13 protein-coding genes are annotated in these 21,285 nt (G+C 54.2%); 12 read left to right on the top strand and 1 reads right to left on the bottom strand.

Annotated elements, in window-relative coordinates; translation table 11 throughout:
- Positions 1-15 precede the first annotated feature (15 nt).
- The 9 genes from LOC70_RS01875 (at position 16) to LOC70_RS01835 (ending at position 14,134) form a co-directional block, all read left to right on the top strand.
- Positions 16-1,248, top strand: coding sequence for a putative glycoside hydrolase (locus tag LOC70_RS01875; RefSeq protein ID WP_230251889.1), 1,233 nt, complete (start codon positions 16-18; stop codon positions 1,246-1,248).
- A gap of 8 nt (positions 1,249-1,256) precedes the next feature.
- Positions 1,257-2,222 (top strand): alpha/beta hydrolase, encoded by a 966-nt coding sequence (locus LOC70_RS01870; protein WP_230251556.1) that lies wholly within the window; start codon positions 1,257-1,259, stop codon positions 2,220-2,222.
- Between the two features lie 174 nt (positions 2,223-2,396).
- Positions 2,397-2,792, top strand: a complete 396-nt coding sequence (locus LOC70_RS24570; protein WP_390888977.1) for a sulfatase-like hydrolase/transferase — start codon at positions 2,397-2,399, stop codon at positions 2,790-2,792.
- Between the two features lie 113 nt (positions 2,793-2,905).
- Entirely contained in the window at positions 2,906-4,339 is a 1,434-nt protein-coding gene (locus LOC70_RS01860) for a sulfatase family protein (protein ID WP_230251555.1), read from the top strand.
- 221 nt (positions 4,340-4,560) lie between these two features.
- Positions 4,561-8,145 (top strand): sulfatase-like hydrolase/transferase, encoded by a 3,585-nt coding sequence (locus tag LOC70_RS01855; RefSeq protein ID WP_230251554.1) that lies wholly within the window; start codon positions 4,561-4,563, stop codon positions 8,143-8,145.
- 5 nt (positions 8,146-8,150) lie between these two features.
- Complete coding sequence (locus LOC70_RS01850) at positions 8,151-9,710, top strand: sulfatase family protein (RefSeq protein ID WP_230251553.1); 1,560 nt, start codon at positions 8,151-8,153, stop codon at positions 9,708-9,710.
- A 109-nt stretch (positions 9,711-9,819) separates the two neighbouring features.
- A complete protein-coding gene (locus tag LOC70_RS01845; protein ID WP_230251552.1) occupies positions 9,820-11,712 on the top strand; it encodes a sulfatase-like hydrolase/transferase in 1,893 nt (630 codons plus the stop codon).
- A 186-nt stretch (positions 11,713-11,898) separates the two neighbouring features.
- Entirely contained in the window at positions 11,899-12,831 is a 933-nt protein-coding gene (locus LOC70_RS01840; RefSeq protein ID WP_230251888.1) for a family 43 glycosylhydrolase, read from the top strand.
- 67 nt (positions 12,832-12,898) lie between these two features.
- The gene (locus LOC70_RS01835; protein WP_230251551.1) at positions 12,899-14,134 is read left to right on the top strand and encodes a DUF6786 family protein; all 1,236 of its coding nucleotides are present in this window, start codon (positions 12,899-12,901) and stop codon (positions 14,132-14,134) included.
- Positions 14,135-14,263: 129 nt separating this feature from the next.
- On the opposite strand, the gene LOC70_RS01830 is transcribed toward LOC70_RS01835, so the two are convergent.
- A complete protein-coding gene (locus LOC70_RS01830; protein WP_230251550.1) occupies positions 14,264-15,097 on the bottom strand; it encodes a helix-turn-helix domain-containing protein in 834 nt (277 codons plus the stop codon).
- 209 nt (positions 15,098-15,306) lie between these two features.
- On the opposite strand from LOC70_RS01830, the gene LOC70_RS01825 reads away from it, so the two are divergent.
- From LOC70_RS01825 to LOC70_RS01815, 3 genes are read left to right on the top strand one after another with little or no spacing between them, the layout of a single operon-like run.
- On the top strand, positions 15,307-17,094 hold the full coding sequence (locus LOC70_RS01825) for a sodium:solute symporter family protein (protein ID WP_230251549.1): 1,788 nt from the start codon (positions 15,307-15,309) through the stop codon (positions 17,092-17,094).
- Between the two features lie 33 nt (positions 17,095-17,127).
- The gene (locus LOC70_RS01820; protein ID WP_230251548.1) at positions 17,128-17,919 is read left to right on the top strand and encodes a glutamine amidotransferase; all 792 of its coding nucleotides are present in this window, start codon (positions 17,128-17,130) and stop codon (positions 17,917-17,919) included.
- 59 nt (positions 17,920-17,978) lie between these two features.
- Positions 17,979-21,281, top strand: a complete 3,303-nt coding sequence (locus LOC70_RS01815) for a family 20 glycosylhydrolase (RefSeq protein WP_230251547.1) — start codon at positions 17,979-17,981, stop codon at positions 21,279-21,281.
- The last annotated feature ends 4 nt before the right edge of the window (positions 21,282-21,285 follow it).

The raw sequence follows: 21,285 nt of genomic DNA, 5'->3' as shown, positions 1-21,285 counted from the left end.
TGAAGACGTGTGGAGATGAATGAACGCGCAATGAGAGTTCTCACCCCTAAAGTTCTGGTGGCATTGAGCAGCCTTTCTATTTGGTGTTCATCACTGTCCATTGCTCAGGAAGCATCCCAGGTGTCGATAGGCGACAGTGTGTCGCAAGGTCAGTATCCCGCGTTCACGTGGGATCGAATCCCTCTGTACATGCACATTCGAAAAGCCAAAGCGTATACAGAGGAAGAAATCAAATTCCTGGCCAGGTTCCCGCTGATCACGTTCGAGAAAGCGAACGGCCACGAAGATCACGGCTCGGTCGAAGCGGGAACGTTAATCGCGGCTCGGGCGGTCAAGAAGATCAATCCAAAGGCGACGCTCCTGTACTATCGCAATGTAATCGTCCACTACGGCGGCTATGAGGCGAATAAGCGACTTGAGGATATCCCCGGAGCCATGCTGCATGACGATCGCGGTAATACGAAACTGGTTCGCAATCGCGTCTCGGCGTACGACTTGTCTAACTCGCAGTTGCGCAATTGGTGGCTGGATTCCTGCAAAATCATGACGGCCGATGCATCGATCGATGGCATCTTCATTGACGGCAACATCAAGGCGCTCGAGCCGGGATACCTGCGCCGACAGATTGGAGCGAATAAGAAAAAACAGACGATGGACGGCTACCACCTGTTGATGCAGCAAACGCGAGGAGCCATCGGCCCGAACAAGCTGATGGTCGGAAATATCCTTCGCGCACGGTTCAACAATGCGGGACTTGAGTATCTGAATTACTTCGACGGATCCTACCTCGAAGGCTTCTTCCACAACGTGGGTGGCATCAGCTATGAGGCATATGTCGCCAAAGGTATCGATGCGTTTCAAAAAGCAGCACGTCAGGGCAAGATCATCGCGTTCACGACCGGGTTCAACACACCAAAGAACACGAGCGATCTCGGCATTGACGAAAGCCACGCGAGAATCAGCTCGGACGAAGCTGCGAGAAAAGCACTTGTCTTTCCTTTGGCCATCTTTCTGATCTGCGCCGAAGAGCACAGTTACTTTCGCATCCACGAAGGATACTCCGCCGACAAGGATAGCCGTTGGATGCGATGGCTTCCAGCCTATGATCGACCACTCGGTCCGCCAAAGGGGCCTGCAACTCGAGACGGATTTCGCTACTGGCGAGAGTTTCAGCACGCAACGGTTCAGCTCGATATCCAAAAGCGGACGGCGAGCATTCAATGGCAGGATTCGGAGACCGATAAATGAGAAGCTACATGATCGCTGTCGCATTGTTTGCCGCAGCAGTTCCGAGTGAAGTGTCGGCTCAAGGGCCGAGCCGTCAGGGAAAGGCGGCGGGCGCGACCGAACGTCCGAGATACCTCGAAACGGGAGGCGATCGCAAGCTTGAAGTCGTCTATAAAAGTGTTGGACGTAAGGATTTGAAGCTGGATTTGTATTACCCGACCTCCAAACGGTCCGAAGAGTGCCCGGTGGTTGTCTTTACCCACGGGGGCGGGTGGGCTGCAGGAAACCGGTACAAGGCGGCGCGAGGGTCATTCGCGTTGGTCTTCCAGCGACTAATCAAAAAAGGATTCGCAGTCGCACCCGTATCTTACCGCTTGGCAAAGAAGAACAGCGGCGTGGCGATTCGAGACTGCGTCATCGACTGCAAGGACGCCATTCGTTATTTGGCCAAGCACAGTGAGACATTCCAGATCGATCCGAATCGAGTATTCGTGATGGGAGACTCCGCCGGAGGTCATATCGCACAGATGCTTTTACTGACTTCTCCTGAACAACTTCCCGGCGAAGTTCCTCTCGCCAAGACTCACTACCGAATGGTGGCAGGAGTTTCGTGGTACGGGCCGTGTGACTTTGAGAACCTGGACCTGTTCAACCACGATGACCGAGCTGACTTCCGGGACCGATTCGCCGCTCGGATTCTAAATTCGAATTCAGGGCCGACAGAAAAGTTAGTCCGTTATCGAGAGGTCAGCCCAATCAATTACATCAACGAAGATAGCCCTCCACTATTAATGATCCAGGGTGACAAAGACACGACCATTCCGGTGAAGCACGCGTACTACATGAAGAAAAAAGCGGACGCCGTCGGCGCGCCGATCGAAATCATGATCATAAAAAACTCGGGCCATAACTGGCGCAGGGTCGACGCGGACATCGATCCGTCCCGCGAAACGATCATCGAACGCACAGTGCAGTTTCTTGTAGACCAACTTTGAGAAACGTTTGGCCGATTCCACAGACAATAAACCAAAATCGATCATGCAAAGAATGTCGGTTTCATTCAGCGAGTGAGTCACACCTTGAGAACAACCCCTTTCATTCTACTGGCACTCCTCTGCTTTCAGCTGCGATGTGCATCGGCCGCTGATCAGCCGAATGTCATCCTCGTCATGACGGATGATCAGGGGTACGGCGATTTGTCATGTCACGGGAATCCGATTCTCAAGACGACGAATCTGGATCGGCTCTACGCTGAGTCCGTGCGGTTGACCGACTTTCACGTCAGTCCGTTCTGCATGCCGACCCGGGCAGCCCTGATGACGGGCAACCATCCGGGCTATACGGGAGCGTATCGCACCAGTTCGGGTCGGACGATGGAGCAACCAGGGGAAGCAGGTAGCAAGAGCATTGTCTTTGAAATCGATTTGCCATCCGGTCCCACGGAACTGGTCACCTATCTCTACGACAACAGCGGCAAGGCCGGTGGAGCCTACTTCACAGAGGTGGAACTCTTGACGGACCGTGTGTCGTTCACGAAAGAAGAAGACGGAGGAGAACGCCAATGACCGCTTATTCTCGGAGTAGCGGAACTCGTCAAGAGTTTCGTTTTGCTCAGCGTATTTCGAAAGTCTTGACGACTTCCGCTACGGTCTGTCACCCAATATCAGATTGCCAACTTATGAAACGCCCCGTCCAATTGCTGACCTTCTTCCTCTTGGCAAGCTGTCTAGTCTTTGCTGGAGAGCAGTCTGATGGTGCAGATCGGCCAAACATTCTGTTCATCTTTACTGACGACTGGGGCTGGGGCGATCTCGGCTGCCACGGGCATCCGTACTTAAAGACGCCGAATATCGATCGGCTTGCTAGAGAAGGTACGGACTTCCATCGTTTCACGGTCGCCAGCGGCGTCTGTTCTCCGAGTCGCACCGCGGTGATGACCGGTCATTTCCCCGCGCGTTACAGCATCGACGGTCATTTCGCGGCGGTTAGGAGTAACGCAAATCGTGGTATGCCGGACTGGCTTGATCCGAAGACGCCGACGCTTCCGCGGATGCTGCAGTCGGCCGGCTACGCGACGGCTCATTTTGGAAAGTGGCATCTCGCCAACAACATGATTCCCGATTCGCCGTTGCCAATGGACTACGGGTACGACGAGTATGGTGCCTTCAATTGCTCTGGCGAACAAATGCCGGTACACGAGGATGCTGCTCGCGCAATAGCATTCATCGAAAAGAGCTCCGCTGCGAAGAAGCCATTTTTCATTAACTTATGGATGCACGAGCCGCATACACCGCATCACACTTTGCCGGGGTATCGTCGACGTTTCCCAGAACTGGATGATCCTGACAATGTCTACGCGTCTGTGCTTTCCCACGCCGACGACCGGATCGGCGAATTGCTCGATGCCTTGGACCGATTGAAGCTAACCGACAATACGCTGGTGATCTTTAGCTCGGACAATGGTCCAGCCGGTAGCGGCCGAGGCGGCAAGCTTACCACCATGTACGACTCCGCGACCGGCGAGGGATTTGGAATTGGTTGCAGTGTTGGGACAACCGGTGGACGCAGTGGACGCAAGAAGTCCATCCTGCAGGGCGGGATTGGAGTTCCGTTCATCGCCCGTTGGCCGGGAAAGATCAAGGCCGGTGCGATCGATGATGTTTCGTGGATTTCCGCTGTCGACCTACTGCCAACGTTCTGCGAAATCGCGGGAGCAGGCATGCCTGATGGGTATGAGCCCGACGGCATGAGCCAAGTGGCGGCACTGCAAGGCTCCAAACTTGCATCTCGCAACAAGCCGTTGTTTTGGAAAGGTCTTCCAAACAGCAAAGGCCCTGTCTTTTCGATCCTGGATAGAAGGTGGCGTTTGCTCGCCAGTTCTGACTTCGAGGTACTCGGGCTTTACGACTTGAACAAAGACCCATTGGAAAAGAACGATCTGAAAGACTTACATCCGAAGATCGCCAGAGAACTATTGGAAAAACTTCAGGCTTGGCATGCGACACTTCCGGAGAAACCCAACTCCGAGTGCTTTTCAAAGTACCGTGCGAAGGATGCTGGACCGCTGCCGTCAGAGGTCAAACCGCTCTTCCAGTTCGATCCATCTCGATAAGTCGCGATGCAGACGAGTCCTTACCCACCGTAGTGGATTTCGCCAGAAATCCTTTGTTCCGCAGGATTTCTGGCGAAATCCACTACCGGACATTCGTAACCACGTCTCGCTTAAAGAGAAGGTTTGCCAAAAAATCGTAGCGAAAGTTGTTGAGACTTTCGAGAACTCCAGCAAAGGCCGAAATTCTTGACGAATTCCGCTGCACAAAATTCAGCAAGACTATGAATAAAAGATTTGTTCTCGCCATCGCGGCAATTTTCATCTATCTAGCTCCGACTCTGTCCTGTCAGTCAGCGGAAGGGCCGCCCAATGTCGTTCTGATCTTCGCTGACGATCTCGGCTACGGTGATCTAGGGTGTTACGGCGCTACCAAAGTACAGACACCAAATATTGACGCGTTGGCCGCGGACGGGCGGCGGTTCACGGATGCCCATTCGGTGTCAGCGGTTTGCACGCCGTCGCGTTATGCGTTACTGACCGGCCAATATCCGGTCCACGCCAGCGGTGGCCGAGGCGTTTGGGGACCTGCTCCCATTACTTCAGGACTCATTGTCGATACCGACAAGACGACCATCGCAGATGTGTTCAAGAGCGCGGGTTACGAAACAGGCGTGGTCGGGAAATGGCACCTGGGATTCGGGGAGGGAACGAACAAGTGGCAGGAACCATTGCGTCCCGGGCCACAGGATCTTGGGTTTGATTACTACTTTGGTATGCCAGTCGTCAACAGTGCTCCTCCCTATGTTTATGTTGAAAACGATCGCGTCGTCGGCAGCGATTCGGATGACCCGCTGGTGCATCTCGGCAGGAATGCCAAAGGCATCACGCCGATCACACCCATTCCTCCGGAAGCCGCGCAGCGTAGTGCCAATCAATTTGGTGGAGCAAAGAAGGCTCACGCGCTGTTCAACGATTACCAGGTCGGAACAACGCTGGCGAAGAAGTCAGTCGAATGGATCAATGAGCACAAAGACAAGCCGTTCTTTCTGTATCTAGCGACGACCAACATTCACCACCCCTTTACTCCCGCCAAACGGTTTCAGGGTACCAGCGGGTGTGGTCTTTATGGTGATTTCATCCATGAGCTCGACTGGATCGTCGGCGAGGTGATGACTTGTCTTGAAGAGAACGGAGTTGCTGACAACACATTGGTGATCTTCACGAGTGACAACGGCGGCATGTTCAATCTCGGTGGTCAGGCTGCCTTTCAGGCGGGACATCGGCAGAACGGTGACTTGCTTGGGTTCAAGTTCGGGGTCTGGGAAGGTGGTCACCGCGTGCCAATGATTGTGCGTTGGCCGGGCAGAGTGAAAGCGGGCACGACTTCGGATCAGTTGATTGGTAACGTCGACATGCTGGCGACCTTTGCTGCGTTAACCGGACAAAAGATTGGGAAGGCTCAGCAGGCGGACAGCGTCAACATGCTTCCTGCCTTCGTAGACGAACCGGAAGAGCAGATTCGCGACCATCTGGTTCTAGCTCCACACAAGGGCACTCACCTATCCGTTCGCAAAGGAAAGTGGATGTATATCCCGAACCAGGGGAGCGGCGGATTCGGGGGGAAGAAGCCAGGCGATCACACATTCGCCGGACCAGCAGCGGCGACTTTCGTGGGCTCCGTCAACAGCGACATCGAAGACGGCAAGATCAAGCAGGACGCGCCGCCCGCTCAGCTATACGATTTAAAAGCAGACGTGAACCAGAAAAAGAATGTCCATGATCAACATCCAGAAGTCGTCAAGGAACTGAATGCGTTGCTTGCACCGTACCGTAGAGGAATTCGCCAGAATTCCCCCAAGCAAGGAAAGCGAAAACGAAGGACTTCTAGCGAAGTCCACTACAAGCCGGCAAAGAAGACACAGGCGACTCCTAGTAAACGCAGCGCGTCATTTGATTTTGAATCGGGTAAGCTAGCTCCCTGGAGAATCATCGAAGGGGAATTCGGGCACATCATCGGCAGCCGAGATCGTTTCTTTCACAACCAAGGTGAATACAACAAGCAGGGTGAACACTACCTGACGACATTGGAAGCATCCGCAGACGCCGAAAAAGGAAGTGACCCTCAAACGGGTATCCTCGTCTCACCGTTATTCATTCCCGAATCTGGCAAGATGACGTTCCGTGTCGGCGGCGGCGACGGCCCGAACACGTATGCGGCTCTATGCACTGCGGACGGAAAAGAAGTTCAGTTCGCTCGAGGCATCCGTGACCAGGTCATGCAGCAGTGCGAATGGGACCTTTCACCGCATGCCGGGAAGAAGATGTTTATCAAGATCGTCGACAACGCGACCGGCGGTTGGGGTCACATCACGGCCGACGATTTTCAGTTCGATGGGAAAGTGTTCGACGAGTACCCTACGGCCAGAAGTGGGATTCACCAGAATTCCAAATCAAAATCTCCCGAGCTGAAAGGGACTTCTGGCGAAGTCCACTACTCGAAGACTGAGGGGGTGCCGTCCTTCAAGCCAAACTTTGTCGTCATTTTCACAGACGACCAGGGCTACGGTGATTTAAGTTGCTACGAAGCAGATCACGTCAGCACACCGCGTATCGATCAGATGGCCAAAGAAGGTTCCCGGCTCACCAGCTTTTACGTCGCGGCTCCGGTTTGCACGCCTTCTCGAGCAGGCCTGATGACGGGCTGCTATCCAAAGCGAGTCGGTATGGCGACAGGATCGAACTTTGGAGTGTTGCTGGCCGGCGATACCAAGGGATTGAATCCCGAGGAAATGACAATCGCAGAGGTTCTCAAATCAGCTGGATACAAAACGGGGATGTTTGGCAAATGGCATCTCGGAGATCAGCCAGATTTTCTTCCAACACGGCAGGGCTTCGACGAGTTCTTCGGACTGCCTTACAGTCACGACATTCACCCGTTCCATCCACGGCAGGACAAATACGACTTCCCACCATTGCCGCTGCTCGACGGCGACACTGTGATTGAGATGGATCCGGATGCAGACTACCTCACCGAACGGATCACCGAACGAGCTGTATCGTTCATTCAGCAGAACAAAGACGTTCCTTTCTTCTTGTATGTTCCACATCCAATTCCTCATGCTCCGCTGCACGTGTCTCCGCCGTTCATGGAAGGCGTCGCCGATGAAGTTGTTTCGAAGCTGAAGGACGAAGATGGCAAGATCGACTATCGCACGCGTGACGAATTGTTCCGACAGGCGATCGCCGAAATCGACTGGTCGGTCGGAACCATTCTCGACACACTCAAAGCAAATGGATTGGACGAGAAGACTCTCGTCATTTTCACCTCAGACAACGGTCCTCCGAAGAACACCCTTCACGCCAGCCCCGGCCCGCTAAGAGGTCACAAGGGAACGACGTTTGAAGGCGGCATGCGAGAACCAACCGTCATCCGCTGGCCCGGAATGATTCCCGCGGGCCACGACAACAATGAATTGATGACGACCATGGACCTGCTTCCGACGTTTGCCAAATTGGCCGGAGCTGAACTTCCCACCGATTGCATCATCGACGGAAAAGACATCTGGCCGACACTTGTCGGCCAGTCCCCAACGCCGCACGAAGCATTCTTTTATCATCAAGGCAACTCGCTCACGGCCGTCCGATCGGGCAAGTGGAAGCTCCACACCAAAAAAGGTCGACCGATGCAACTCTACAATCTCGAAGACGACATTGGAGAAATGAATAATGTCATCAAGGCGCACCCCGAAGTTGTGAAACAGCTCAACAATCACCTGCACGAGTTTGCAAACGACATTGCTAACAACAGCCGACCGGCGGCATTCGTCGAGAATCCAAGACCGCTGTCAAAGGATTTAGCTCAGTGAAGCAAATGCTAGGCATTAATAGTCTGCTGCCGATCGTCGTAGCGGAAGTCGTTGAGACTTTCAGTCTTGGAATGGTGTGGTTGAAAGTATTGACGACTTCCGTTGCAATTAGACCCTATTCGATTGGTTGCCTGGTGCTGCTCGCATCCTCGATTGCGTGTGCAGCAGAACGACCCAACATCATTTTTATGCTGACTGATGATCTGGGCTACTCCGACGTTGGCTGCTATGGAGCTGAGAAGGTCAAGACACCGCACATTGACCAGCTTGCTGCCGAAGGAACCCGGTTTACGGATTTCCATACGGCAGCTTCCATCTGTTCGCCGTCACGAGCGGCGTTTCTGACGGGCGCTTATCCGCAGCGTGCCGGTCTTTACATGGGAATCAATCCAAATCGGACAGCCCATTGGTTCCTTGGACTGCGTCCGGATGAGATCACGATTGCCGAGCAACTCAGCAAGCACGGGTACGCCACTCACATGGTCGGCAAATGGCACCTGGGCACAGAGCCGGAATTCCTGCCTCGGACGCAGGGCTTTGACAGCTATTACGGCATGCCATGCAACTTTAGCCACTCGCCGAAGTTCTTCGACGGAGACAAAGTGGTATTTGCACGAACGCCGCTTGATCGGCTGACACAGCTGTATACGGAACGTGTCACGAAGATCATTCACGACCAGGCGACTCGCAGCGAGCCATTCTTTCTCTACTACGCCCACAACTATCCCCACACGCCGTACCAGGCGGGCAAGGACTTCAAGGGGAGTTCAAAGGATGGTGTCCGAGGCGATGTCATGCAGGAACTCGACTGGGGCATCGGTGAGATGATGGCCGCGCTGAGAAAATCGGGCATCGCGGACAACACGATCGTGATCTTCACATCCGATAACGGACCGACCGCCAATCAATACGCCAAACCATATCGAGGAACAAAGTACGTCACATTTGAAGGCGGGCACCGCGTTCCGTTCATCTTCCACTGGCCGGCCCGAATCAAAGAGCCGTCGGTATCCGATGTTGGTATCAACGCAATGGACGTGTTTCCGACGCTGTCCGCGGCCATCGGAGCGGAGTTGCCGAAGGAGCGTGTTTACGATGGGGAAAATTTGCTGCCGCTCTTCGAAGGGATTCCGCTCAAGCGTCCAACAGCACAGCCGTTCTTCTACTACAACTGCGAGAATCTCCAGGCCATCCGAAGCGGACCGTGGAAGCTCCATCTGCCGCGAAGTCAGGAACAATTACCGTTTTGGGATAGGAACAGAGCGTTTGCAGATCTTCGAAATCCGGTTCTGTACAACCTCGACACAGACTTAGCGGAAAGCACGAACGTTGCAGCCGACAATCCACAGATTGTGAATGAGTTGATGGAACTCGGCGATTCCATTCGTCAGAATCTTGGCGAGTTTATGCAGCGTGGCCGACAACAGCGTCCTACCGGTTCACTCTTCCCCGACGTGCCCGTGATCAGTCACGAGAAAGATTGGGACACTCTGGATCCAGCCATAGTCAAAGCAATTGCGAAGCAGCGGCAGAAGCGACATCCAAACCATGCCAGAAAACGGTAGCGGAAGTCGTCAAGACTTTCGTTCGGCGGTAGGGAGATTCGAAACTCTTGACGAGTTCCGCTACCTAAAACTGATCCTCATCAAAGAAATCGATTTCTAAGGTCTGTCAATGTCCAAAACCGTTCTTGCCGTCGTCTTGGCTCTAGCAGCCTTCTGCCCGTTCAACATTGCTGAAGGGGCAGAAGATCCACCCAATTTCATTGTGTTCTTAACAGACGATCAGGGCTGGGGCGATCTTGGCTGTTACGGCCATCCGATCATCCAGTCGCCGAACCTGGACAAGTTTGCCAGTGAAGGGTTGCGGCTTACCCGGTGCTATGCGGCATGTTCGGTCTGTTCGCCATCACGGTCGGCAATCCTGACTGGGCGAACTCCCTATCGGAATGGTGTCTGGCGGTGGATTCCGGGCGGAAGCATTTACCACCTGCGTGACAGCGAGATCACGATTACCTCGCTGCTGAAGAAGAGAGGCTACGAAACCTGCCATGCCGGAAAATGGCACCTCAATGGGAAGTTCAATTCTGACGATCAGCCGCAGCCGGATGATCACGGCTACGACCACTGGCTAGCCACACAGAACAACGCGTCTCCCAACCATATGAACCCGATCAACTATGTAAGAAACGGTGAGGCTGTTGGGCGAATGGAAGGGCCCAGCGCTGTGATCGCGGCCGACGAGGTCATCGACTGGTTAAAGAGCCGGCAGAATTCAGAGACGCCATTCTTTATCACCGTCTGGACTCACGAACCACACCTGCCGATCGAATCCGCTCCCCAATACATGAAGCACTACGCGGATATTGAAGACGAAGGAATTCGCCAGCACCATGGTAACATCACGCAGCTTGATGACGCCTTCGGTAAGCTGATGGCCGCAGTTGACGACATGGGATATCGCGACAATACCGTGGTGTTCTACACGTCGGACAACGGCCCGGAGGGCAATGGAACTAAAGGTCGGACTCGAGGATCAACCGGTGGATTGCGCGGTCGAAAACGGGCGACTCACGAAGGTGGTATCCGAGTCCCGGGCATCGTTCGTTGGCCCGGCAAAATCAAAGCCGGCAGTGTGAGCGAAACTCCGGTCATCGGTTCGGACATCTTTCCGACGATCTGCGATGTCCTCGACATACCGCTTCCAACGGATCGAACCATCGATGGGACCAGCTTGTTGCCCTTGTTCGCGGAGCAGTCTGTCCAACGCGAGCAGCCGTTGTATTGGCGGAACCACTTGGCACCGACGGAGTTTCGCGTCGGCATGCGGGTGGGCGACTGGAAGATCGTTGGGTCAGATGACCTCCGTTCGTTTGAGCTTTACAACATCGAACAAGACTGGCAAGAGACCACCGATGTCTCGAAAAAGTTTCCTGAGAAGTTTGCCGCGATGCGAGAGGCTCTGATCAAGCATGATGCGGAAGTGTTGGCCGAAGGTCCCGATTGGTGGAAGCTCGATCAACCGAAACAACGAAAGAATTCGCCAGCGGTGGAACCACCGCTCGGTAAAGACACCACGGGCGACTTTGACGTTGTTCGGGGATCCAGCGTCACGTCGACGGACTTTGGCTATCGCATTTCTCCGGAAGCCGAGGGGATCGCGCTGCAGAAGTTGGATGATCCGATCGTGGATCAAGCCATGATTCAACTGAAGTATCGGAGTACGCAACAAAGTGGAGTCACTCGAAATGGAGCCCTGGTCTTGGCGTCCGAACCGACCAATGAATCGAGTTTCAAAATCGGAACTGCCATTGGCATGAATCGGCACGTCGCTTTCGAGGGTGGATGGGCGAACGTCGGTAATGCCGCATCAACACAAGCGGTCTTTAAGCCAGACGATACCTTTGAGATTACGGTTTCAATTGATCTTTCCGAGTCAAGAGGTTCAGCTGAAATCAATGGAACAACGATCCGTTTCACGTTGCCGTCGAATCTAGAATCGGTCCAGTACGTCGGTTTCTATGCGAAGGCAACGTCGACGGAGTTCACCGCGCCGCTGGTCGAATAACACACTCGTTCCGCAAAGCTTTCGCGATCCTTGACGTTGTTGAATTGCATCCACACTTGCTACCGAAAAGTCTCGTCCACGGTCGTTCAAGTTCCATCCAGAAGTTGTCTTTCAAACTCCCAGGCCATGAAACACACCATTTGCATCTTCAAGTTTCTCGTTTGCTACTACGCGATATTTGTGGCGATGGTCACCATCAACGCGGATGAGCCACCGTTGCCCGCTGTCAAAGTGACCCATCTGCCACTCAAGGGAATTGGGGCGGAAGCCGGCGTCATGCGTCGAGATCCAAGTGACATCATCCGAGTTGATGATCTTTATTACGTGTGGTACTCCAAGGGCAAGATTTCGCCCGGCTATGACGCGACGATTTGGTATGCAACATCGGAGAATGGTGTCGACTGGATCGAGCAAGGCTTGGCTCTCGCGAAAGGTGAGGCAGGAGGTTGGGATGGAGCCAGTGTTTTTACACCCAACATTCTTGTGGCAGATGGACGCTTCTTTCTGTTCTACACGGGGACCTCGCGAGACTATCGAAAGGGGTTCAACCCTGATTCGAAAATCGGCATCGCCGTTTCGAACTCAGCCGATGGTCCGTGGACGCGTCTCGCGAACAATCCGGCGTTGAAGAACAGTGATGATCCCGATGACTTTGACAGCCACTTGGTTGACGATGCTTGTTTGATTGTTAGAGAGGGGAAGTACTGGCTTTACTACAAGGGACGGCAGCTCGGGAAAGGACCAGGGCAAACGCAGATGGGGCTGGCGATCGCCGAGTCCCCGGAAGGACCGTATGTTCGTCACCCCGCGAATCCGGTTATCCCGGGAAACCACGAAGTTTTGGTTTGGCCGCAGGGAAAAGGCGTTGCGGCAATGATTGGAACGACAGGTCCCAAGCAGATCGTCAACTCGGTCCTTTTTGCCGACGACGGAGTGCATTTTTCAAAGACGCATGATGTTGTCGACGGCCCTTGGGCAGGTGGTGCGTATCGACCAGAAGCCTTCACAGAAAGCGGTGCGGGAAAGGTTCCCGCGTGGGGTGTTGAAATTGGTAGACCGAACGGTGGCAAGACTCGATTGCCGTTCATCCAGCGATTTGAAACTTCGGTGGAGGATTGAGATGATGTCAAGGAATATTGTGAATGACTTCATGGGCCTGCAGCCCGGAAAAATGGGCGAACTTGTGATGAGTTTCAGATCGACAATTCTGCTCTTGGTTGCAGTGACGACGGTGTTCGCTGCGAAAGTGTCCTCCGCAGGTGAAGGGTTCTCCGAGGACCTGGATTTTCTCAATGAACACACGCAGGTGGTGCTACTAAAGAATGGTGATGCGGCAGTCGCGGTGGTTCCCGCCTACCAAGCACGTGTGATGACCAGCACGTTTGACATTGAGTCCGGCCCCAGCCTTGGATGGATCAATCGTCCCGTTATCGAAAGAGGACTGCTCTCTGACCAGGAAGAAAAGGGAACGCTTGAAGAGCATATCTACGTCTTTGGCGGGGAAGAGCGCTTTTGGCTCGGCCCTGAAGGTGGGCAGTACGCGTTGTTCTTTCCACCCGGCGCAAAATTTGAATTCTCGCAATGGTCCACGCCGGCGGCGATTGATACCGAAGCATTTGAGCTGTTGGACAAGACGGCGTCGTCTGCAAAGTTCAAGCATTCAACCAAGCTGATCAACCACAGTGGAACCGAGTTTGTCGTGGACATCGACCGCACGGTGAGGTTGTTAGATCAACGGGATGCGTCGAAGCTGTTGGGAATTCCGCTTGCGGGTGACTTGAAAATGGTGGCTTACGAAACTGACAATCAAATTACAAATGCTGGAACCAGCCCGTGGGAAGCAGAGAGCGGTCTGTTGTCCATATGGATTTTGGGCATGTACAATCCTTCCCCCAATACCAACGTCGTGATTCCTTTTCGATCGGGCGATTCGAAAACGCTTGGACCGTTAGTCAATGACAGTTACTTCGGAAAAGTTCCCGACGAGTATTTAAAAGTTGGCGAACAGGAGCTGTTTTTCCGAGGCGATGGAACTCGAAGAGGAAAGATTGGCATCACGTCTCAACGTTCGAAGGGCATCGCTGGAAGCTACGATGCGGCCGGTCAGGTCCTCAACATTGTCACCTACAACGTGCAGGAGGCTCCGCACGGTTTTGTCAATTCGATGTGGGAGTTGCAAGACGAGCCCTACGCCGGGGATGCCATCAATGCTTACAACGATGGATCGCCTGAACCAGGCAAGCCGCCATTGGGACCTTTCTATGAGTTGGAAACTTCGTCTCCCGCTGCGGCTCTGCAGCCTAATGAAGCGATGCGGCACGTCCAACGTACCTATCATTTCAATGGAACCGAAGCAGATCTTGATCCGATTGCAAATCATTTGCTCGGTGTCTCGTTGGAGGCGATCCGCACCGCTTTTTAGTTCCCGCGTCTTTGCGGGGATCGACCGTGTGCTGCCATTGGGGAAATTCAGCTCGCGCTGGCAATCAACGGTGGCCGATAACGTCCGGCGATCGTTCGAGATATCAAGCGGAAGTGGAGTGCCTCTTCTTCAGCGTTGGCTGGAACGTTTGCTTTGCCGGTAGTCTGGTCCGGCGAGTCGATCTTGTGAGGGTGTGCAGCCGAACGCTGCGTGGTAGTCGCGGCTGAATTCCTGAACTCGCGTGTATCCGATACGCATGGAGATTTCCGTCATGGAGAGATCGGAAAGTTGTGTCAATCCGCGCGCATAGCTCAGTCGAATTTGTTTGACCCGTTTCATTGGTGACAGTCCAGTTGCCAAGCGGCAAGCACGTGTGATGTGTCGTTGGGATCGGCCACTGAGTTGTTCCAGCCGATTGAGATCGATGGGTTGATCGAGTTGTCCGCGGAGTTGAACTTCGAGTTGCCACCAAGCCTGTGTCGAGTCGTCAATGCGGTGGTGTTGCGATTGGGTTGGCAGCAGGTCAGCGATCAGAGCATACAGAATGGCATGGACGCGAAGATGTCGTTGGGTTTCCGGCAACTCTGTTGACCGCCAAACATCAAGCAATTCGACCATGCGATCCGCCGCGTTCGGGCCGGCTGAACAGACCCGTTGTGGCAGCGGTGGCGGGAGCAGCGACGGTGCCTGAAAGTTCACCGTGTAGAAAATCCAGGGTGGGGTCAACACGCTGCCTTGGACCGGTTCGTTCTCGTAGTACCAAACCGCGTCGCCGGCTTCGAACCGTTGTGTCACGCCGCCCGATCGTTGTTCGACCTCTCCCGAGACGCAGACGTGAATCAGATGGCCGGGCAGTGAATCACTTTGAAACGCGCCGCGTTCTTGTCGTTCAAGTCGGTCCACGAGTGTGACCTCGGTGACGATTGCACCGCATAACGGCGGAGGTGGATCGAGAGAGCTCATGGCGGAAATTGCGACAATCGGGAGGCGGACTGCTACATGAATTGCGACATGCTTGAACAGAATAGCGAAGCAAGAACGCAGTGTGTCTTTAAAATGCGTTCATCTTTCGCCGAAGCGGGGCTCCTTCATGGTGATGGATTCGCGACATCCGCGGGGAGGTTGTGAACCCTCTGCGATCGATTCCGGTGCGATTGGATGAAAGTGATCAGATGAAGCTCACCACTCTCGACTACATCATCATCGCCGCGTTCTTTGTTGTCTCGATCTCGATTGGGCTGATTGCATCCCGGCGTGCTGGGAAGAGCTTTTCGGAGTACTTCCTGGCCGGCGGAAAAATGCCTTGGTGGATGCTGGGGCTTTCGATGGTGGCAACGACGTTTGCCGCGGACACACCCAACTTCGTCGCGAATGTCGTGCGCACGCAAGGCGTCAGTGGGAATTGGATGTGGTGGTCGTTCTTGTTGACTGGGCTGCTAACCGTCTTTGTTTACGCTCGGCTATGGAAACGCAGCGGGGTGCTGACGGATCTTGAGTTTTATGAGATCCGATACAGCGGTCGGCCGGCGGGATTTCTTCGTGGGTTTCGTGCGATCTATCTGGGGGTTGTGTTCAATTGTTTGGTGATGGCCAACGTGACGCTCGCCGGTATCAAGCTCGGTGGAATCCTGCTTGGTTGGTCGCCCCTACAAACCGTGTTGTTGGCAGGAACTGTGACCGTTGCCTACACGTTGATGGGCGGCTTGCGGGGTGTGATCTTGACGGACTGTTTTCAGTTCGTGCTCGCGATGGTGGGCGCGATCGCGGCGGCGGTTGTCGTTTGTGATCTTCCTGAAGTTGGTGGGTTTGCGAATCTACTCGTTCATGAAAACGTCGCTGGCAAGTTGAGTTTGTTGCCGGACTTCTCTGACACCAATGCATTGATTCCGTTGTTGGTCATCCCGCTCGCGGTGCAGTGGTGGAGCAGTTGGTATCCAGGATCCGAGCCCGGTGGTGGTGGCTACGTTGCGCAACGCATGTTGGGTGCGCGATCGGAGCTGGATGCAACGACGGCCACGCTGCTATTTCAAGTGGCTCACTACGCGATTCGTCCGTGGCCATGGATCATCGTGGCGTTTGCCTCGCTCGTCGTCTTTCCCGATTTGCAATCGATCAGCGACGCGTTTCCGAACATCGATCCCAAGATTGTGAAGGACGACTTGGCCTATCCTGCCATGCTGACTTTTCTGCCGTCGGGACTGCTCGGCATTGTCATCGCGAGTTTGATGGCCGCATTCATGTCCACCATCTCGACGCAACTGAATTGGGGGTCGTCCTACATTGCTCACGACTTTTATCGACGATTTGTGGCACCGGATGCTTCCGAGAAAACGTTGGTGACCGTCGGACGGGTGTCCACGGTGGGACTGATGGTGATTGCGGGTTTGGTGGCGTTGACACTGGAAAGTGCGATGGACGGGTTCAGCATTCTGCTACAGATCGGAGCCGGCACGGGATTGATCTACATCCTGCGATGGTTCTGGTGGCGGATCAACGCGTTCACCGAGATCGCGGGCATGGTGGTGTCGTTCGTCGTCGCGATGTTCTTTCGCTTTGGCTATCCGATGCTCGGTTGGGAAAGGCCTGAGGACTGGCAACAGCTGCTGATTGGCGTGTTCGTGACAACGATCGCTTGGTTGTTGGTGACGTTTCTTTCACCCGTGACTGACCTCGCCGTGCTCAAAGATTTCTATCGGAGGATCCGTCCGGGTGGATCGGGATGGGGGCCGGTTCGGGATGCATTGGCACGTGACGGGGTGGAGCTGGAATCGGGGGAATCAATCACGGCAGGCATTCGAGCCATGGTGGCGGCCACGTTCATGACCTACGCGTTGTTGTTCGGAACCGGTTATCTGCTGTACGGCCAATGGATTTCTTTTGGAGTCAGCTTTCTTGTGGCGGTTGCCGCCGGCATTACTTTGGTCCGTTGGTGGCCATCTTTGAAAATCTCTCACTCGTGATCAAACGCTTCGGACACTGACTTAGGAACAACGATGGCAAAGGTTTATTATGTGGGTGATTGGGCTGTGATGCTCGGCCCCGTCTTCGCGGAAACTCCGTTCAACTACACGCATAAAGGCACGGAGATTTTTAACTATGGAACTTGGTTGAAAGAAGCATTTGAGTCGACTGGGAGACACGAGGTGACCTCCGTTCCGACTTGGGACTTTTATCGCTTGGGCCCCGGCGAGTTTGAGGATGTTTTGGCCGAGTACGACGTGCTGGTTTTTTCCGATGTGGAAGCGAAGAACTTTCAGCTGGCGCCGCAGTTCTTCGACCGCAGCAAGTTCGGCAACCAACCACTTACCTTTCCCGATCGTGTGCGTTTGACGGTGGAGGCGATCGAAGGCGGGACGCACGCAATGTTCCTTGGCGGTTGGTTGAGCTTCAATGGCGAAATGGGTAAAGGCGGTTGGGGTCGCACCGGTTTGAAGAACGTCCTGCCGGTGACGTGTCTTGAGATTGAAGACCTTCGTGAGAGCACGGAAGGTTTCACTGGCCAAGGTGTGGCCGTTGATCACCCTGTCATTGCCGGGGTGGACTTGGAATCAATGCCTCCGATTCTGGGATACAACATCGTCAAACCGCGAAAAGGATGCGATGTGATTGCGAGTTGGAAAGAAACCGGCGATCCGCTGTTGAGTGTCGGGCAATTCGGTAAGGGGCGGGTGCTCTCATACATGTCCGACCCGGCACCGCACTGGGGTTGCAACTTTGTGTACTGGGATGGTTACCAGAAACTTTGGTCGCAAGCTTTGGACTGGCTGTTGGACGGTACGCATTGATTCATCGATCAAGCCAACGCAGAACGCTATCACCACCGAGTCTTCACCAAGTGATCCTAATGAGAATTGAAACGACTTTCCTCACGCTGTTGCTTTCCTTGCTGGCAGGACCGCTGCTGGCTGAGGAAGGAAGCGATTCCCAAGCACTGACGCCCGTGCTCGCCGACTATGCAAAGCTTGCGTTTTATCCAGATCGCTGGAAGAAGGCGGAAGCGGACTTTGAGATGCTTGCCTGGGAAGGCGAAAACGTTGTGTTCTTGACCAAGAAAGGCAACTACAGCCGCGAAGAGCTGACCGCGTTTGTGAAACGGCTGGATGATGGTTGGAGCACCTATTCCGAATTGGTTGGTCAGCAACCTCGGCAGTTCAAGGCCATTCACAATAAGCCTGTGATTTGTGCGTTGCCACAGGCAGATTTGTCGTGCGGTCACGGATGCGGCTATGTCGGTGCCACGGGGATCGAAGCTTCCGCTTTTTACTCGACCGATCTGCCCAATTTTCAGAAGAATCCCAGTAGCTTTCAGCACTACTACTTCTACGAGATGGGACGCAACTTCTTCGTGTTTGGTGATCGTCATTCGTTATTCACGACGGGTTACGCCGTGTTCATGCGATACGTCTGTATGGATCGACTCAAGTGCAAAGACCTGGATGCACGAACTCGCAAAACAATTGAACGTTGCGAGGAGATCTACGCAAAGTCAGACATCGGGTTCTACGAGGCGTTCACGAATCTTGGTGATGGCGAGAAAGCAAACCGATTGAAGGACGCCGAGGGGCGAACGATTCATCCGAGTGACCAACCGGTGATGTACGCAACCGCGATGTTGAAGCTGCGTCGGGATCACGGTGGAGACGAATTTGTGAAACGGTTTTATCACACTCTTCGCCAGTGCAAGCCCGCCAAAGCGACCAACATCGAATCAGCGAAAACGCAAGCGTTCAATTGGTTGGTCAGCGCGTCCTTCGCGGCCGAAGAGGATCTCACTCCGGTTTTTGCAGACCGTTGGCGAATGCCAATGACGGACAACCAACGTCGGATCATGAAACAAATGGATTGGTCCACGGGCGCCCCGGTTCGTGAGGTGGTTGCCACGTTGGTTGCCGATACGCCGCTCGCTTCGAGCGAAACCGACGCAGAAGGGTTGTCTTCGGCGGTGGTTGTTGTGCCAACGCCCGTGTCCATGGTGCACAAGCCCGACGCGAAGCCTTTCTCCTACACCAAAGATTCGCGAATCATAGTCAATGCGAAGCACAGCGATGCTCGAATGTATTCGCACGCGACTGTGTTGGCTGGCGAATTGGAATTGCTGACAGGATGGAAGCTCCCAACGATCGCGGACGTGGAGTCGCCGATGAGATCGGACATTGTTCTATCGCTCGCGAAGAACGACGGCATCCATGACGAGAGCTATGTTTTGGTTGCGGGCGAGTCCGGTGTTCGTATCTCCGCCAATTCATTTCAGGGGATCGCCCACGGAACGTCTTCACTGTTGCAGTTGTTGGACGGTGACTCGATGGAGATTCCTGCCGTTGAGATCGAAGACAAACCGTCGGCCCCGTATCGCGCGTTGATGGTGGATGTGGCTCGTACACCCCATTCAATCGGGGTGATCCGAGACTCCGTCCGGTTGTGCCGACTCTACAAGGTTCGCTATCTGCAATTGCATCTGACCGATCACCAGTTGTTCACGTTCCCGTTTTCGGAAGTCACGGACCATCTCGAAAAGAACCCTCACTACTCGCTGGATGAGCTCAAAGAATTGGTCGCCTACGCGGATGATCGTGGTGTGACGATCATCCCCGAACTGGACTTGCCGGGCCACTCCGGCCGACTGCTGCAGTCCGGGTATCTGCCCGACGCTCGAAACGACGCAGACGTCGCGGCACCAGAAAACTATGAAAAGGTCGGTCGAATTGTTGATGCAATGATCGATGTTTTTGCCAGTTCGCCCTATTTCCATATAGGAGGCGACGAATCAGGTGCTGGAAAGAGATTGATTCCGTTTCTTTCCGAGATCAATCGTCGAGTTCGCGCGAGAGGAAAGCGGTTGCTCGTTTGGGAAGGATTTCACGGAGCACCAACCGATCAATTGCCTGCGACGGGTGACGACCGCATCATCGTGATGGCGTGGGAGAGTTCGTACAACGCGCCCTGGGATCTGCTGAACAATGGTTACCAGATCATCAATGCTTCGTGGAAGCCGACCTATCTGACCGGTGGATACGGAGGTCTGATCCATCCAGGCTCGACCGGCGGCAAACGCTTCCGCCTGGAAGATCTGTATCGATGGGACAAGAGCACGTTCATGCACTGGGAACCCGGACGCCCTGTTTTTGAAGACCGCGGTCCCAACGATTCGAACAAGGACGACGGCGAGTGGAACGCGAGATGGATCGGAAAGCAGAATCAGGTTCTCGGTGGGCAGATGCTGTACTGGGAACAGTACGAATGCAGTGTGGTTCACTTTCTCGCACCAAGGATTCCCATTCTGTCCGAACGTTTGTGGAACACCGCCGCCGGCCACACATTCACGGAATTTCAACGGCGAGCGAAAGTCGTTGAGCAACGCGTGATGCCATTGCTGCAGCCGGTTGGAATTTCCCCGGTTGCGGATGATCCCACGCACCCGGTGCTTGCGATGTATCAGCCCTATTCAGGAGATGAGCTGGAGGTGACCCTTCACAATCGCACCAAGATCGAGGGGCAAATTCGTTACAGCACTGGTGGCTGGTCCGGTCGCTTGAACTCACCAAATTTTCATCCCGTGCCAAAGCCCGACCGTGATTTCGACCAGCCCTTGATGGCTCGGGGGCCGTTCAGCGTAAGAGCGGAGTTGGTTCGTAATGATGGGACGACTGTGGATGGGCACAGTTGGCAGTTCTTTCACAACTGGCCGAATCGGGTGGAGGTGACTGAATTTGACATTGGACGACGGACGCCGAAGACGGTGCCAGACCTGGCGTCACTGCCTGAATCAAAGATTCTTCGTCGCTATCAAATGCCCTACGTCCGTGGCTTGATGCAGAACGTCGCTGTCCGAGGTCAGATGACGGAATCCGATCTGATTGCACCCGCCGACGGAAAGCATGTGTTGGAAATGCGAACGCAAAGCGGTCACGCCACACTGTTCGTGGATGCGAATCAGAACGGAACGTTCGAAACGGAAGAAGTGCTCGTACGAAACAGTCCGAACGACGAATCAGGGCAGTTTGCGGAAGTGTTGCTCAGAAAAGGCGCTCGCTATCGAATTCGTATCGATCATGCCACGGGAATGCCACGTCCGGTGCTACTGCTGTTCATCACACCTCCCGATGGAAATCGGACGGAGATTAGCCAGTATCTTCACCTGCCAAACTGAATTC

The organism is Rhodopirellula halodulae (genome assembly GCF_020966775.1).
GTDB classification, from domain to species: domain Bacteria; phylum Planctomycetota; class Planctomycetia; order Pirellulales; family Pirellulaceae; genus Rhodopirellula; species Rhodopirellula halodulae.
Note: the sequence above shows the minus strand (reverse complement) of the source record. Positions and strands in the feature narration are given on the sequence as shown.

Coding starts and splice junctions, on each gene's coding strand:
- LOC70_RS24570 (WP_390888977.1), top strand. CDS start 2,397: ATGACGGATGATCAGGGGTACGGCGATTTGTCATGTCACGGGAATCCG.
- LOC70_RS01820 (WP_230251548.1), top strand. CDS start 17,128: ATGGCAAAGGTTTATTATGTGGGTGATTGGGCTGTGATGCTCGGCCCC.
- LOC70_RS01840 (WP_230251888.1), top strand. CDS start 11,899: ATGGTCACCATCAACGCGGATGAGCCACCGTTGCCCGCTGTCAAAGTG.
- LOC70_RS01870 (WP_230251556.1), top strand. CDS start 1,257: ATGATCGCTGTCGCATTGTTTGCCGCAGCAGTTCCGAGTGAAGTGTCG.
- LOC70_RS01875 (WP_230251889.1), top strand. CDS start 16: ATGAATGAACGCGCAATGAGAGTTCTCACCCCTAAAGTTCTGGTGGCA.
- LOC70_RS01855 (WP_230251554.1), top strand. CDS start 4,561: ATGAATAAAAGATTTGTTCTCGCCATCGCGGCAATTTTCATCTATCTA.
- LOC70_RS01830 (WP_230251550.1), bottom strand. CDS start 15,097: ATGAGCTCTCTCGATCCACCTCCGCCGTTATGCGGTGCAATCGTCACC.
- LOC70_RS01850 (WP_230251553.1), top strand. CDS start 8,151: ATGCTAGGCATTAATAGTCTGCTGCCGATCGTCGTAGCGGAAGTCGTT.
- LOC70_RS01815 (WP_230251547.1), top strand. CDS start 17,979: ATGAGAATTGAAACGACTTTCCTCACGCTGTTGCTTTCCTTGCTGGCA.
- LOC70_RS01860 (WP_230251555.1), top strand. CDS start 2,906: ATGAAACGCCCCGTCCAATTGCTGACCTTCTTCCTCTTGGCAAGCTGT.
- LOC70_RS01825 (WP_230251549.1), top strand. CDS start 15,307: ATGAAGCTCACCACTCTCGACTACATCATCATCGCCGCGTTCTTTGTT.
- LOC70_RS01845 (WP_230251552.1), top strand. CDS start 9,820: ATGTCCAAAACCGTTCTTGCCGTCGTCTTGGCTCTAGCAGCCTTCTGC.
- LOC70_RS01835 (WP_230251551.1), top strand. CDS start 12,899: ATGAGTTTCAGATCGACAATTCTGCTCTTGGTTGCAGTGACGACGGTG.